The sequence below is a fragment of the Enterobacter sp. Bisph1 genome (assembly GCF_000814905.1).
In the GTDB taxonomy this organism is placed as follows: domain Bacteria; phylum Pseudomonadota; class Gammaproteobacteria; order Enterobacterales; family Enterobacteriaceae; genus Kosakonia.
Genome location: NZ_JXAG01000054.1, coordinates 96595 through 112144, shown reverse-complemented (window position 1 = coordinate 112144; position 15550 = coordinate 96595). Strand labels below are relative to the sequence as shown.

Below are 15550 nucleotides of genomic sequence, written 5' to 3'. Positions count from 1 at the left end.
TGTATGAACCGGCCACATGGGTAACACTTTAAACCGGGCACATGGGTAACAGGTTATAACAGTGCGGTAAGCATCTGATGGAGGTTTACCGTGCCCTGGAATGAGACTGTTACCATGCAACGTTTGCAGTTTGTTGCGGCCTGCCTTGAAGGCAACCTTCCGGTTGCCGAGGTGTGCCGCCGTTTCAATATCAGCCGCAAAACCGGTTATAAATGGCTGGCCCGTTTTTCCCCGAATGATGCCTCCTCTCTTGATGACCGTTCCCGGGCGCGTCATCAACAAAAATGCACACCGGAGTCTATGACTAAACTCCTGCTGGAGACGAAGCAGCAATATCCATTATGGGGGCCTGAAAAAATCAGACAGCTCCTGCTTAACCTGAATGTCAGTAACGTGCCCGCAGCCAGCACGATTGGCGATCTGTTCCGGTTGCACGGTCTGGTTAAAAAACGCAGGCAACCGGCTTTTAAATCCACGCAACGTCCTGAACTGCATACACCTGCCCGACCCAACGATGTCTGGAGCGCTGATTTTAAGGGTAAATACACCCATACCGGTGGGCGCTGGTGTCACCCTTTTACGCTGACCGACAACTGCAGCAGGATTGTACTGGCCTGCGATGCCACCTATATGCCTGATGGCCGGTTTGTTATTCCCTGTCTGGAGCGTGTTTTCCGTGACTGCGGCATGCCTCATGTGCTGCGTACAGATAATGGGCCACCATTTGCTGGCGCAGGTTTGTGGGGGCTGAGCCAGATGTCTGTCTGGCTTATAAAATGCGGCATCCTGCCTGAGCGTATCCGGCCAGGTAAGCCTACGGAGAATGGGCGGCATGAGAGAATGCACCGGACCCTGAAGGATGCACTAAAGGGACATGCAAAGTTCACTTCTCTGGAGGAGCAACAGATCTGGCTGGATGCCTGGCGCGAGGAATTTAATGAAATACGCCCGCACAAGGCGCTGGGCGGAAGAACTCCGCGCTCAGTCTGGTACCCATCAGAACGAATTTACACCGGGCCGCTTAAGACAATGCCTGTGCCGGAGAATGCCCGCGTGCTGCGCGTATCAATTAAAGGTGACTTGTTTTTTAACAGTACCCGAATATTTTTATCGGAGGCGCTCAGAGGAGAATGGGTATGGATGAAGCAGGTGAAAGAAGACCTGGATGAAATTGGTTTTGGTGATCTCATACTGGCCCGGTATGACAGACGAAACCATCGTATAATCCGGGCCGATTAGTTCAAAAATTGTCACCCATGTGACCGGTCAGATCTGTAACCCATGTGGCCGGTTCATACACGGTCCCCCCCTTTTCCCGTTCACGTGTAATGAATCGCAAGTGGCTGCCCAACATAAAGTGAACGGAACAATTCCACTTAAGCGAACGGAACAATCCCACTAAACTGAACGGAACAATTCCACTACACTGAACAATTCCACAAAACTGCTCAACCCCACCCCCATAAAAACAAAAAAAAGCCCGCTTTTCCGCGGGCAAACAATACTGGAAGCAATGTGAGCAATGTCGTACCAAATACCCGAGTCATCGACTCAACTATTCGGTAATGAGAAAGATAATCTTTATCATCAACGCGGTCAACCCCATCTTTCGTACGCCTTCATCCCCCCAAACCGCCCCCTAAAACTACCCACCAAAAAGCAAACGAAACGATAATTCTTGCTCGATTAAGAAGAATGAGTATAGTTCTCATTCTCTTTAGTGTTTGTGGGCGCAGCAAGGAGATTCCCCGCAAAAACAGTAAGTCTTCACTTACAGGGAACACTAAACATCGTGACGAGCTGCGCCGGGTTCACACGGCCCTGATAAACGATCGCGCACCTGATGCGCGGCGCGGCCGCTCGTCTACCTTGATGACATAAACGGTAAAGGATCCTCCCGATGAAAATGAAAACGTCCGTACTGGCTCTGCTGGCAGCTATGGCACTGGCGGGTTGCAGCACACATAACACCACTCAAGCACAACCGGTCGCTCAGGCACAAAAACCGGCGGCGCAGCTGCCTGCAAATGTCGTTAAACGCGAGCTGGCGAGCGGACTGTATGAAATGAGCCTCAGCCCACAAGGCGACGCGCTGTACGTTGCCAGTGCGGAAGGCTTCAAAGATGTGCAGGGCGGGGTGGTCTACAAACTGGATCCGACGACGCTGAAAACCCTCGGCGCAACCCATACGGATTTGAAAAACTTCGGTATGACGATTTCCCCGGATGGCAAAACTGTCTACGTCACTAACTCCCTCGACGGCGGCGTGAGCGCCATCGACACCAGCACCGGCAAAGTACTGGCCCGCGCGCTGTTCCCGGAACGCAACGAGAAAGACAAGCCCTTCGGCGCGCGTGAAATTCTGCTGCATAACGGCAATCTCTATATCGGTGCGGTTGCCGATCCGGCGCTGGTATGGGTCGTTAATGCCAAAACGATGAAAGTCAAAGCACGGATCAAAAACGCCGGCAAATGGGTGACCGGTCTGCATTTCTCCGAACAGACTCAGCGTCTGTACGTGGCGAACGGTGCGGGGGAAATTCTGGTGGTCAACCCGCGTAATAACCGTATCGAACAGCGCTGGAAACCGCTGGGCGATAAACCGGCGCTGCTGCTGAATATTGCTGAAGATGCGGATACCGGCCGTCTGCTGGTAACGGATAACTCAAAAGCCAAAACCACGCTGGTGCTGGATATTCACAGCGGCAAAGTGGTGAAAGAGATTGCGGGCGATGCGCTGGCGGTGAAATTCAACGCCAAACGACATGAAATCTATATTACCCAGCGCGACTCCGGCAAAGTGCTGAGCCTCGATGCAACAAGCTACGCGGTAAAACAGAGCTGGGATCTGCCGCCGCACCCGAACAGTCTGCTGCTGTCCGCTGACGGCCAGACGCTGTTTGTTACCGTCAAACAGGGCTTTAACAAAGATCACTCCACCACCGGTCCGGATAGCGTGGTCAGAATCGATCTCAACAAATAATAACGTCGGCCCGGCAACGGGCCGTTTCTTTGGTCTCTTAACGACGCATCATGATGAATAACAAAAAAAATCCTGCCACACCTTTGCGCAAGACAGTGCTTGCGCTGGTCATCGGTTCGGTTAGCTATAGCGCGCAGGCGGCGACTGACGCCAGCGCGAAGCCCGCCGGGGAAGAGACGCTGGTGGTGCAATCCACCGCGAACAGCGAGTTTACGCCGGGCGGCAATGATCTGGTGCCCGCCTTTTTGGATGGACAAATTGCGCACGGCGGCCGTCTTGGCATGCTCGGCGAGCAAAAAGCAATGGATGTGCCGTTTAACGTTATTGGTTACACCTCAAAGCTGGTGCAGGATCAGCAGGCGAAGACCATTGCCGATGTGGTCAGCAACGACGCCGGTGTGCAGGTAGGGCAGGGCTACGGTAACTTCGCAGAAACCTACCGTATTCGCGGTTTCGAACTGGATGGCGACGATATGCTGATGGGCGGGCTGGCGGGTATCGTGCCGCGCCAGATTGTCGATACCCAGATGCTGGAGCGCGTGGAGATCTTTAAAGGCTCGAATGCGCTTTTGAACGGTTCAGCCGGGTCCGGCGTCGGCGGAATGATCAACCTTGAACCGAAACATGCGGAAGATACGCCGCTTACCCGCGTCGGCGTGGATTATACCAGCCGCTCACAAGTGGGCGGATCGCTGGATGTCGGTCGCCGCTACGGTGATAACAACCAGTTTGGCGTGCGCATGAACCTGCTACACCGCGAAGGCGATGCGGCGGTGGAAAATGATCACCGCCGTACCACGGTAGCTTCTGTTGGTGTGGATTATCGTGGCTCCCGCCTGCGCACCTCGTTGGATCTGGGTTACCAGAACAAAACCGTCCACGGCGGTGAAATGGGCGTCAATATCAGCGCCGTCGATTTCATTCCCACGCTGCCGAATACGCGCAAAAACTACAGCCAGCAATGGGCGTACAGCGATATGGAGAACGAGTTTGGCCTGGCGCGGGCGGAGTACGATCTCACGGATGACTGGACGGCGTATGGCGCGTTCGGTGGCCAGCATGCCCATGAAGATGGCACCTATGGCGCACCGAAACTGTTTAACAACAATGGCGACGCCACGTTTAGCCGTATGGATACGGTGCGAATTTCTGACTCGTGGAGCGGCATGGCGGGGCTGCGCGGCAACTTCGCCACCGGTTTTGTCACCCATAAAGTGAATGTCGGCTACTCGGCCAATATCAAACGCGACCGCGTGGCCTGGACCCAGTCGGATCAGAAAAAACTGCCGGTGGTGAATATCTACGACAACAAGGATATCCCGCTACCGGAGAATGTGACCCACAGCGGCAACTACGACGATCCTCTCACCACTGCGCGCTATCGTTCCCAGGGTTATACCTTAAGCGACACGCTGGGCGTACTCGATGATACGTTGCTGTTTACCGTCGGCGCGCGTCATCAGAAGCTGTGGGTGCGAAACTACAGCAACACTACCGGGGAGGAAACCACCACCGCGCGCTTCACCCAGGATCGCTGGATGCCAACCTACGGCGTGGTGTACAAACCCTGGGACGTCGTCTCTTTCTATGCCAACCATACCGAAGCGCTCCAGCCGGGCGGCGTTGCGCCGAAGACGGCAGAGAACCGTTATCAAAGCGTCGGTATTGCCCACTCGAAACAGAATGAAATCGGGGTGAAAACCGACTTTGGCCGCGTGGGCGGTACGCTGGCCTTGTTCGAGATTAAAAAGCCGACCGGCATTCTCAACAGCACCACCAATATGTATGGGCTGGATGGCGAGCAGCGTAACCGTGGCGTGGAGTTGAATCTGTTCGGTGAGCCGGTGCTCGGTCTGCGCCTGAACGGCAGCGCGACCTGGCTGGATGCCGGGCTGACGAAAACCAAAGATGGCGTGAATCAGGGCAACCGACCAATTGGCGTGGCGAATTTCTATGGCGTGATTGGCGCGGAGTATGACATCAAACCCGTTGACGGTCTGACCGCCACGGCACGCGTGAACTATACCGGCTCGCAATATGTGAATAACGCCAATACTCGCAAACTCGACAGCTACAGCACGTTGGATCTTGGTCTGCGCTATCGGATGCATCTCAACGCCGATAAGAATCAGATGGTCTGGCGCGTCGGCGTCGATAACGTCACTAATGAGAAGTATTGGGCCAGCGTCGAGGACAACGGCACCTATATTTATCAGGGCGATCCGCGGACGGTAAAAGTCTCCATGAGCTACGATTTCTAAGGCCTGGCTGAGCAGGCGGGCGTCCCTCCCGCCTGTTGCAAAAAATGGCGCTTTCGAGCGCCTGACTTTTTTTCGACAACAAATGAGCAGCAGATCGGTTACACTCGCGGCACAGAAAAGCCACATGACAGGAGGTTTATATGTTGGAAAAACTGCGTACCCGCGACGGGAAAAAATTTCTCACCGCGGTGGTGATTGTGTTTCTCATCGCCGTGAGCGTCATTTCGAAAGTGACCTTTGAAGGCGTTGAAGATCAATACAACCTGCCAATGGAAGCCTGGACCGTCACCATGTTTATTATGCAGGGCGCGTGGGTGGCCATTTATAGCCTGATGTTCACCATTATTGGTTCGCTGCCCTTTGGTTTTTACTTTCTCGGCCCGAAAGACGATCGCGGCTGATGCCCTTTGCCCCGGTCTGTCACCGGGGCTGCCTGCTTGACCAACGCGTTCCTTTATCCCACCCCAGTATATTATCCTGTTTTAAGCCTCATTAAAGGTTTTGTTAACTGTCGCTAAAATTCACTGTTTTGCAGCCCATTGTTTCCTCTCAGAAAAGGACGCTTCGACGTCGCAATAACCATTCTATTAACAATTAAAGATCAAAAATTAATCGCCGATAGAGAAAGTTAAGGGAGCCCGTGCTTGAAGGACATTAACGATATAAAAGGCTGACTCCAGGAGAGCCGTAATGGCGAGAGAATCTGTAAGTAAAAAAATGAGCACCCGCGCGCAAATGCTGCTGACGGGCGCCATCACCATCACCCTCGGTTTTGCCGTCACCATCGGTGTGTTGAGCTGGCAGTCCAGTAGCGAACAGAAACATCGCGCTGAACAGTATCTGCAGAAAATTGCCGAAAGCGAGGCGCTGGATATCCAACAGCAACTCAACTATGCGCGCGATGTGGCACATAACCTGGGTCACAGCATGATTGCCCTGCCGGAAGCCGGCATCACCGATCGCCAGGTGGCGGATAAGCTGCTTATCTCCGCCCTGCGCGATAACCCCGATTACCTCTCCGTGTCGGTGATATTCGAAGAAAACGCCTTTGATGGTCGCGACGCAGAATTCGCGGACAAACCAGGCCAGGCACCGAAAGGCCGCTATGCTTTCTTTACCGATCGCGATCAATCCGGTAATTTTAAACTCCATCCGCTGACGTCAATTTTTACGCCGGGTCAGGGTGACTACTATCTGCTGCCGCAGAAAAGCCAAAAAGATACGCTTATTGAGCCCTACAGCTATGCCTATAACGGCGTGCCGACGCTGCTCACCTCTGTGGCCACGCCGATTGTCAGCGGTGGCAAACTCCATGCGGTCCTCACCTCGGATATCTCGCTGGCATCCTTGCAGCAGAAAATCAATCAAATCAAGCCGTGGGAAGGGAAGGGCTACGCGGTACTGCTCTCGACCGCGGGAAAAGTGATCTCCTGGCCGGATAAGAACCTTACCAACAAGCCGTACCCGGGCGACACGCATAATTTCTCCTCAGCAGTGCTGGAGCAGGACGATCCGATCCTCGGCGAGAAAGCGCTAATTACCTGGCAACCGGTGGCTATCGGTAACAGTACCGATAACTGGTATCTCGGTATTGTTGCACCGGTGAGTTCGGTGATGGCGGCGGCTAATCGCCAGCTAACCTACGCGGTGATCCTTGGCTTTATCAGTATCCTGCTGGTGTGCGCGCTGCTCGGCCTGCTCTTTAGCCGCAAAGTGCTTAAACCTATTGGCGGTGAGCCGCTGGAAGGGGCAACTATCGCGCTGGCGGTTGCCGACGGTAAGCTTGATAACCGGATTGTGGTAAAAGAGAACGATCGCAGCAGCCTGTTCTTTGCCCTGCATACCATGCAATCGCAACTGCGGCAGATTGTTGGGCAGATCAAAGAGGCCAGCGACTCCGTGCGCCAGGGGGCGGGAGAGATTGTCAGCGGCAACATAAACCTCTCTTCGCGTACCGAACAGCAGGCTGCGGCGCTGGAACAGACCGCTGCCAGTATGGAGCAGTTTAGCGCCACGGTGAAACACAACGCCGATAATGCGCACCAGGCGACGGCGCTGACCGCCAACGCCACTAAGATTGCCAGCCGCGGCGAAGCGCTGGTCAGTCAGGTGGTAGAAACGATGGCGAAGATCGACGATAGCGCGAAGAAAATTGGCGATATCACCGCCATTATCAATAGCATCGCTTTCCAGACCAATATCCTGGCCTTGAACGCCGCGGTAGAGGCGGCGCGTGCCGGTGAGCAAGGGCGCGGGTTTGCGGTGGTGGCATCCGAAGTGCGTAACCTGGCGCAGCGCAGCGCCGACGCGGTAAAAGATATCGGTGCGTTGATTGAGGAGTCCGGCAAGCGCGTTGAAGCCGGTGTGCAACTGGTAAACGATGCCGGGCATACCATGCAGGAGATGACACAAGCGGTCAATTCCGTGCAGACCATTATCAATGAGATAGTCAGCGCCTCCGATGAGCAGGCCAAAGGCATCGGTCAGGTCACCATTGCGGTTAACGAAATGGACGGTGTAACCCAGCAGAACGCCTCGCTGGTACAGCAAATGACCGCGGCGGCAACCTCGCTGGAAGATCAGGCCCAGCAATTGGCGCAGAGCGTCCAGCAGTTTAGCCTCGAAGCGTAACCTTAACGGGGAGTTCGGCCGAACCGGCTCCCCATCTTCTTTACCCAGCTACCAGTTCGATGCGGTTATTATCCGGATCGAGGATCACCGCTTCATAAAACCCATCTCCTGTCCAGCGTGCGGCGCTGGCTAAGCGGCCCTGCTGGCGAGCTTTTTCCGCCATCTCATTCACGGTGTCGACATTACCGACATTAATCGCGATATGTGCCCAACCGACAAATTCTGCCGTATCTGGCGCATCGGCGAGTTCCGGCACGCTCATCAGTTCAATGGTCGGACCGCTGGCAAGGGATAAAAAGTACGATTCAAACCCGGCGCGGTTTTTACTGACATATTTCTCGTTACTGCTGGCGGCGAAAAAGTCGTGCCAGAAGGTGCGCTGCGCGTCGAGATGGCGTGTCCAGAGTGCAACATGAGCGATATTCAAAAATAACCTCCAGGAAAGGTGCGTTGGATTAATAGATAGCCTGTTTATTCTGCATGATGATGTTAATTGATGCTCGGTATTGATTTATTTGAGCTGTTTAAATGCTCGATTATGTAAGTTTAAACCAGCACCGACACTCTTCACCAGCAAGGAAACGATCGTCTGGCGTTACGGTTCATTTCTTGCCAGCCCACAGCGGAGATGTTAAAAGGTGCCCCTTTAAATAAAACCAGAAAGGGGAAGGACGTGAAAAACGCGTCTCAGGCAGCGGGAAGTACACCCGATGCCGCGTCGGGAGCTGCGCCGACACTACAACGCGGTTTGAAAAACCGTCATATTCAATTAATCGCCCTGGGCGGCGCGATTGGTACCGGGCTTTTTCTTGGTATTGGGCCCGCCATTCAAATGGCCGGACCGGCGGTATTACTCGGTTACGGTATCGCCGGGATTATCGCATTTCTGATTATGCGCCAGCTCGGTGAAATGGTGGTTGAAGAGCCGGTATCGGGTTCGTTTTCCCATTTTGCTTATAAATATTGGGGGCCATTCGCTGGCTTTCTCTCAGGCTGGAACTACTGGGCGATGTTTGTGCTGGTGGGCATGGCGGAACTTACCGCCGCTGGCATCTATATGCAGTACTGGTTCCCGGACGTGCCCACCTGGATTTGGACCGCCGTTTTTTTTGTCATCATCAATGCGGTAAACCTCGTTAACGTGCGCCTGTACGGTGAAACCGAGTTCTGGTTTGCGCTGATTAAAGTGCTGGCGATTATCGGCATGATCGGTTTTGGTTTATGGATGCTGTTTACCGGCCACGGCGGCGAGCGCGCCAGCTTCGATAATCTGTGGCGTTATAACGGCTTTTTCGCTACCGGCTGGCACGGGCTGATTCTTGCGCTGGCGGTGATTATGTTCTCCTTCGGCGGGCTGGAGCTGATCGGCATTACCGCCGCCGAGGCCAGCGAACCGGAGACCACCATTCCGAAAGCGGTAAACCAGGTGGTGTATCGCATTCTGCTGTTCTATATCGGCTCGCTGGTGGTATTGCTGGCGCTCTATCCGTGGATCGATATTAAATCCAACAGCAGCCCCTTTGTGATGATTTTCCACGAACTGGACAGTAATCTGGTGGCATCGGCACTGAACTTCGTCATTCTTGTGGCTTCCTTGTCGGTCTATAACAGCGGTGTTTATTCCAACAGCCGCATGCTATTTGGTTTGTCGGTGCAGGGGAATGCGCCCGCTTTTCTCACCCGCGTCAGCCGCCGGGGTGTACCGGTAAACTCCTTGTTCCTGTCTGCTGCGATCACCTCGCTGGTGGTGCTGGTGAACTATCTGCTGCCGCAAAAAGCCTTCGCCATGCTGATGGCGCTGGTGGTGGCAACGCTGCTGCTGAATTGGATTATGATTTCGCTGGCGCACCTGAAATTCCGTGCGGCGATGCGCCGTAAAGGACGCGAGTCGCAGTTCAAGGCGTTAATCTTCCCGGCCGGTAACTATCTGTGCATTGGCTTTATGCTGATGATTCTCGTGCTGATGTGCACGATGGACGATATGCGTCTGTCGGCGTTGCTGCTGCCGGTATGGATCCTGTTCTTGTTTGTCGCCTTCAAACTGCTGCGCCGCACGCCAGCACGCGCGTAAGGCTTTCTCTGTCCCGGCGGGCTGCCGCTCGCCGGGCCGAAGATGTTGCCTGACGCTAAACTGTGGTAGCCTCAGGCTTTTCCCGCTAAACGCAGAATCAGTTGTTGTTATGTCCATTCAGAAAATTGCCAGGCTGGCAGGTGTCTCCGTTGCGACGGTTTCTCGGGTGCTGAATAACAGCGAATCGGTGAAGCCGAAAAATCGCGAACGCGTCCTGCAGGCCATCAAAGAGAGTAACTACCAACCCAACTTGCTTGCCCGTCAGTTGCGTACCGCCCGCAGCTCAATGATCCTCGTGCTGGTGTCCGACATCGGCAACCCGTTTTGCGCCGAGGTGGTCAAGGGCATTGAAGAGGAGGCGGAAAAGAGCGGTTACCGCATTCTGCTGTGCAACTCCGGCGCGGACATCGCCCGCTCGCGCTCGGCGCTGAATCTGCTGTCGGGTAAAATTGTTGATGGCATCATCACTATGGATGCCTTAGCACGACTGCCAGAGCTGACCACCCTGATAGGCTCTGCCCCCTGGGTGCAGTGCGCGGAATATGCCGACGAGGGAACCGTCTCGTGCGTGGGAATTAATGATGTTGATGCTGCCCGCTGTGTTATTGACCGGCTGGTTGAACGCGGCTGCCAGCGTATTGCGATGATCAACCACGATCTAAGCTATAAATATGCACGGCTGCGTGAAAACGGCTACCTGAGCGGCCTGCAGGCTCATCAACTCGGCTGGCAGAAGGTGGAATATGCCCGTGATTTAAGCTTTAACGCCGGGAAAACGGCCATGCAGAAGCTGCTTGCTGCCCCCCAGCGTCCCGACGCGGTATTTTCTATTTCTGATACCCTGGCAGCCGGTGCGCAGCAGGCTATTCAGGAAGCCGGGCTGAGTATTCCGCAGGATATCGCGGTGGTCGGTTTCGATGGCACCGACCTTGGACAAATGGTCACGCCGCCCCTTAGCACCGTGGAGCAACCTTCGCAGGCGATGGGCCGTGAAGCGCTGCGGCTACTGGTAAACCGCATCGATAACCCACAAGCCGCGCCGGAAAGCGTCTTAATGGCGTGGCGGTATATTTCCCGCGCCAGCGCCTGATAATTCAGGCATCATGCCAACCACGCTTTCGCCAGCCGCCACGCTGGCGTTTTTATTGCCCAGGGAGCTTTGCCATGACGCGACAACGACAAGCCGATCTGTTTTTGGTATTAACGACGTTGATTGCCGCCTGCGGGTGGATCTTCTCCCGCGAAGCCATTAGCGGCATGCCGGTTTTCGCTTTTCTTGGCCTGCGCTTTTTTTGTGCCGCGCTGGTGCTGCTGCCTTTTTGCTATCGACAACGCATTCCGCTGGCAAAAATGCGCCAGGTGGTGATAAGCGGCTGCTGGCTGGCGCTAAATCTCTGCTTGTGGATCTGGTCGGTTTCGACGACGCCGTCGCTGGGCGAAGGGGCGTTTATTATGAGTCTGTCGATGCTTTTCGTCCCGCTGGTGGCGTGGGGGATGATGAAAAACCGCCCGGCGCGCGCCTGGTGGGAGTGTTTGCCCGTCGCCATGATCGGCCTCGCGCTGTTAAGCCTGCAATTTCCCATCACCTTTCATGCCAGCCAGGGCTGGTTTCTACTGACCGCTTTCGTGCAGTCGATCTCCTTTTGTTATACCAGCCGCTGCGCCAGAGAAGTGCCGCTGCTGCCGCTCACGGCGGTGCAGCTGGCGATTACCGGCATTGCCGGGCTGACGATTTCCGCGCTGTTTGAAACCTGGACGCAGCCCGTAAGCAGCACCACGGCGCTGTGGCTGGTGGCCAGCATTTTGATTGCTACCAGCCTGCGCTTTGGCCTGCAGTTGCAGGGGCAAAAATACGCCGCCGTAGCCAGCGCCGCCATCATTATGGTGCTGGAGCCGCTGTTAACAGTCATTGCCGCCTCGATATGGTACGGCGAGCGGCTGCCGTTGCAAAAAATTGTCGGCGGCGTGCTGATATTGCTGGCGCAGATTTGGTTTCGCTGGCGGATGATCGCGCATCTACCAGCGGCAAAACCGTAGCCTTCCACTCAATGCCGGGTATGCGGTAAGCGCGCTTCTTTTCAGAAGCTTGCCGGGCAACGCGGCGCTAATTGCTGCCGCGCGCTGACCGCGGCGAGCGTCAGCATAAGCATCATCACCACTTCTGCTGCCAGAAAGCCCTTCAGCGCGGCGCTGTAATTACCCTGCGACTGGCCGACCAAATGCAGGAATAACCCGCCCAGCACCGCCGGACCCAGGCCGAGGGTTGCCTGTTGCAATGTACTGAGCAGCGCGCTCCCCGCCCCGGCGTCCTGGGAGGTGATATCGCGCATGCCGATGCGGTAAAAACTGTTAACGATCAACGCCTGGCCGTAACCAATCAGTGCCGTAGACGGGGCCAGCGCCAGTGCACCCACCGTGCGACCTGAGAGCTGCAGTGTGACAATCAGTGCCAGCAAACCGCTAACCTGAATCGCCAACCCGGTCAGTAAAATAGTGCGCATGTTATAGCGGGCAATCAGTTTTGGCGCATAGCCTGCAGAAACAAAATAGGCGATGCCAAGGGCGATAAAACTGTTGCCGGATTGATACGGCGACATGCCCATACCGGCCTGCAACGTTAGTGCCATACAGAACATAAATCCTGACCATGCGCTAAAGAAGAGTAACGCTACCAGCAGGCCGAAACGGACGCTGTGCAGTTTAAGTAAACGCGGTGGAAACAGCGGTGTTAATCCGGCCTGCTGCTGTTGCAATGCGCTATTGCGCAGCCACCAGGCCAGCGGCACCAGCGCCAGCAAGGCGGCGTGAGTTGGCCACGGCCAGTGAAGCTCCGGCCCCAGCGCCAGCGGGAACAGCAGGCAGCAGAGGATCAACGCCAGCGCAAGGGTGCCTTGCCAGTCGATGCGCGTGCGCGTTTCGCTGCGGGTTTCCGGCACATAGCGGCGGCTTAGGGCCAGTACCAGCAGGCAGATCGGCACATTGATAAAAAAGGCGTTGCGCCAGCCAAGACCGGCGATATCCGCCGATACCAGCCAGCCGCCGCCCATCTGGCCGATAATAAATGCCACGCCGCCAACGCCGCCATAAAGGCTGATGGCGCGGGCGTGGGCGCTACCTTTTAATGTCACATGCAGGGTGGCGAGGATCTGCGGCACAATCATCGCCGCACCCATCCCTTGCAGTGTGCGTGCAGCAAGCAACGCGGCGACAGAATTCGCCACTCCACACAGCAAAGAGGCAAAGCCAAATAGCGCGACGCCCCAAAGAAAAACCCGTCGGCGTCCCAGGTTATCCCCCAGTTTACTGCCCAGCGCCAGGCATACGGCAAAGGCCACGCCGTATAGTGCGACAATCAACGCCAGCTGGGTCGCGCTGGTGTGCAGCGACAGCGTGATGGAATCGAGGGCGACATTGGTGATTGAGGTGTCGATTAAGGGCAGCATCTGCCCGGTGAGCAGTAATATCAGGCCTGCCCGGCCCGGCGAAACAGCAGACGTTTTCATGGTCGCTCCATTGCGTCATTCATCGGATGGACGTAGCATCGCCTAATGGAAAAACGGGTACCAGTTCTTGCCTATACTGGTACTGACACTACCATGCTGGAGGTTGTGATGACGTTGATGGCCGAAAAACTGCCGGCGCAGGTGGTGCAGGATGAGAACCGCAAACAACTGGGGGCATTTTTACGTGCGCGGCGCGAAAGCCTCGATCCGCAGCGGCTGGGACTGCCGCGCAGTACCCGTCGGCGCACGCCCGGGTTGCGGCGTGAAGAGGTGGCTCTGCTGGCGGATGTCGGCGTAACCTGGTACACCTGGCTGGAGCAGGGAAGGGACGTTAACCCGTCCGCTGCGGTGCTGCAGGCGATTGCCAGCGCCCTGCAGTGTACGCCCACGGAAACCCGTCATCTCTTTTTACTGGCGGGACTGACGCCAACGGAAGCGTTAACCACGCCGCAGTGCGAAGGGATAAGCGAAGGCACCCGGCGCCTGCTGGATAGCCTGTTACCGCAACCGGCAAGTATTCAGAAACCCAATTTCGATATTGTGGCGTGGAATGTCGGTTTTGAGCGGCTGATGGGCGTCACCTTTAACGACATCCCCGAGGAAGATCGTAACTGTATCTATCTCTATCTGACCCATCCGCAATGGCGCAGCCGTCTGGGTTTTGACGACAGCGTGTTAGTGACCTTTGTGGCCTATTTTCGCGCGGCAATGGCGGAGCACCGTGGTGATGCCGAGTGGGAAGCGAAGCTGGCGCGCTTTTGCGCCGCGTCGGCGGAATTTGCCGCCCTCTGGCAGAAGCATCTCGACGTGCGCGGGGTGGAAAATAAGGTAAAAATCTTTAATCATCCCCGGCTTGGCGAGTTTTCCCTGCAGCAGATGTACTGGTATTCCGCGCCGCGCAACGGTTCGCGGCTGCTGGTGTATCTGCCGGTGGATGAGGCGGGCGAAAAGGCGTTGAGCTGGCTGGCTGCTAACCCTTAAGCGGGCGCAGGCGTTTTTGATCTTTACGCGACAGACCGTCGACCACGCAATCCCAGGAGTCCTGAATCAGGCTCGCGAGCAGGGATTCGTCGATATCGTCGCCGGCAAAGACCGAGATCCAGTGTTTCTTGTTCATATGGTAGCCCGGCTCAATGCTGCGGTAGATCTGCTGATTGAGCAGGGATTTTTGCGGCTCGGCTTTCATTGTCACCATTGGTCTGCCGTGGGCGGTGGTGGTCATCATAAAAATCTTACCGGCCACTTTAAACACGTCATGCTCAGGGCCAAACGGCCAGCAGTGTTCAGTAAACGGCAGCTCGAGCGCAATGCGGTGCGCGCTGGCATGTAGCGTTTTACCGTCCATCTTTCTCCTCAATGGCCAGCGCGCGCCACATCGCCTCAAAGCCGAGGCGTTTAAATTCTTTGGCGCGCGACGGGTCGCGGCTGGCAAAACTAATGGTCGTTTCCGCCATCGACAGAAAAATAGCGTCGCCGAAAGGGGAAAACTCCTCCGTCAGAAATACTGGCAGTACCGAGCGGTGGCAAAGCTCATGCAGCTCGGGAAAGATGTCGGTGACCTGCTGGCGGGTGGCGTCGGTGAGTTTGTCGCTGACGGCGATCTGGCGCACGGCGCAATGGCCGTTAGGATGACGGATCCCCCAGTCGATATAGCTGTTCCAAATTGAATGGGTGTGCTGTTTCGGATCCGTAAGCGAACGATCGAGGTTCTCAAGCATGGTGCCGCACAGATCGCTTTTCAGATGCAGGTAAAGTGCGTTGAGCAAGTCGTCTTTGGTGGCGAAGTAGCGAAACAGCGTTCCTTCCGCAACGCCCGCGTTGCGGGCGATAAGGGCGGTGGAGGCAGCGATGCCCGATTGGGCGATAGCTTCGGTTGCCGCATCCAGTAACGCCAGTTTTTTATCTTCACTCTTCGGACGAGCCACTACACTTTTCCTCTTTTACGGTAAAAACCACGATTGAATCATGCCCTTTAAGGCGCTGCAACGTCGAATATCAAAGAATGAAAATGATCTTGACGGTTGAGCAACCCTTTCTATAATGAGTGCTTACTCACTCATAATCAAGTGTTACCAGCATCGTCTCTACGGAAGGGAGCGAT

General features: G+C 55.6%; 13 protein-coding genes. 9 read left to right on the top strand and 4 right to left on the bottom strand.

The genetic code is table 11. The features are described 5' to 3' along the window. The first annotated feature begins 90 nt into the window (after positions 1–90). The 5 genes from RW65_RS21365 to RW65_RS21345 all read left to right on the top strand — a co-directional run bounded on the left by RW65_RS21365 (position 91) and on the right by RW65_RS21345 (position 7875). Positions 91–1239, top strand: a complete 1149-nt coding sequence (locus tag RW65_RS21365) for an integrase core domain-containing protein (protein WP_039055493.1) — start codon at positions 91–93, stop codon at positions 1237–1239. Between the two features lie 661 nt (positions 1240–1900). Further along, on the top strand, positions 1901–2983 hold the full coding sequence (locus tag RW65_RS21360) for a YncE family protein (RefSeq protein ID WP_039058873.1): 1083 nt from the start codon (positions 1901–1903) through the stop codon (positions 2981–2983). A 50-nt stretch (positions 2984–3033) separates the two neighbouring features. Beyond that, a complete protein-coding gene (locus RW65_RS21355) occupies positions 3034–5244 on the top strand; it encodes a TonB-dependent receptor (protein ID WP_082022474.1) in 2211 nt (736 codons plus the stop codon). Between the two features lie 140 nt (positions 5245–5384). Then, positions 5385–5645: a DUF2534 family protein gene (locus RW65_RS21350; RefSeq protein ID WP_039058872.1), complete on the top strand. Its 261-nt coding sequence runs from the start codon at positions 5385–5387 to the stop codon at positions 5643–5645. A gap of 289 nt (positions 5646–5934) precedes the next feature. Beyond that, on the top strand, positions 5935–7875 hold the full coding sequence (locus tag RW65_RS21345) for a methyl-accepting chemotaxis protein (RefSeq protein WP_039058871.1): 1941 nt from the start codon (positions 5935–5937) through the stop codon (positions 7873–7875). 40 nt (positions 7876–7915) lie between these two features. Here RW65_RS21345 and RW65_RS21340 read toward each other — a convergent pair whose 3' ends face one another. Continuing rightward, complete coding sequence (locus RW65_RS21340) at positions 7916–8302, bottom strand: VOC family protein (RefSeq protein ID WP_039058870.1); 387 nt, start codon at positions 8300–8302, stop codon at positions 7916–7918. A 246-nt stretch (positions 8303–8548) separates the two neighbouring features. Between RW65_RS21340 and pheP the strand changes: the two genes are divergently transcribed. From pheP to RW65_RS21325, 3 genes are all read left to right on the top strand, one after another. After that, positions 8549–9946, top strand: a complete 1398-nt coding sequence (gene pheP / locus RW65_RS21335; protein WP_039058869.1) for a phenylalanine transporter — start codon at positions 8549–8551, stop codon at positions 9944–9946. Between the two features lie 109 nt (positions 9947–10055). Then, on the top strand, positions 10056–11036 hold the full coding sequence (locus RW65_RS21330) for a LacI family DNA-binding transcriptional regulator (RefSeq protein WP_039058868.1): 981 nt from the start codon (positions 10056–10058) through the stop codon (positions 11034–11036). A 74-nt stretch (positions 11037–11110) separates the two neighbouring features. After that, complete coding sequence (locus RW65_RS21325) at positions 11111–11983, top strand: DMT family transporter (RefSeq protein WP_039058867.1); 873 nt, start codon at positions 11111–11113, stop codon at positions 11981–11983. Positions 11984–12024: 41 nt separating this feature from the next. Here RW65_RS21325 and RW65_RS21320 read toward each other — a convergent pair whose 3' ends face one another. Next, on the bottom strand, positions 12025–13449 hold the full coding sequence (locus RW65_RS21320; RefSeq protein ID WP_039058865.1) for an MFS transporter: 1425 nt from the start codon (positions 13447–13449) through the stop codon (positions 12025–12027). 108 nt (positions 13450–13557) lie between these two features. Between RW65_RS21320 and RW65_RS21315 the strand changes: the two genes are divergently transcribed. Beyond that, positions 13558–14430, top strand: coding sequence for a helix-turn-helix transcriptional regulator (locus RW65_RS21315; protein WP_039058864.1), 873 nt, complete (start codon positions 13558–13560; stop codon positions 14428–14430). Here the strand turns inward: RW65_RS21315 and RW65_RS21310 are convergent. After that, a complete protein-coding gene (locus tag RW65_RS21310) occupies positions 14420–14794 on the bottom strand; it encodes an MmcQ/YjbR family DNA-binding protein (protein ID WP_039058863.1) in 375 nt (124 codons plus the stop codon). The genes RW65_RS21315 and RW65_RS21310 overlap by 11 nt on opposite strands. Beyond that, complete coding sequence (locus tag RW65_RS21305) at positions 14784–15374, bottom strand: TetR/AcrR family transcriptional regulator (RefSeq protein ID WP_039058861.1); 591 nt, start codon at positions 15372–15374, stop codon at positions 14784–14786. The genes RW65_RS21310 and RW65_RS21305 overlap by 11 nt, the downstream gene beginning before the upstream one ends. Positions 15375–15550 lie beyond the last annotated feature (176 nt).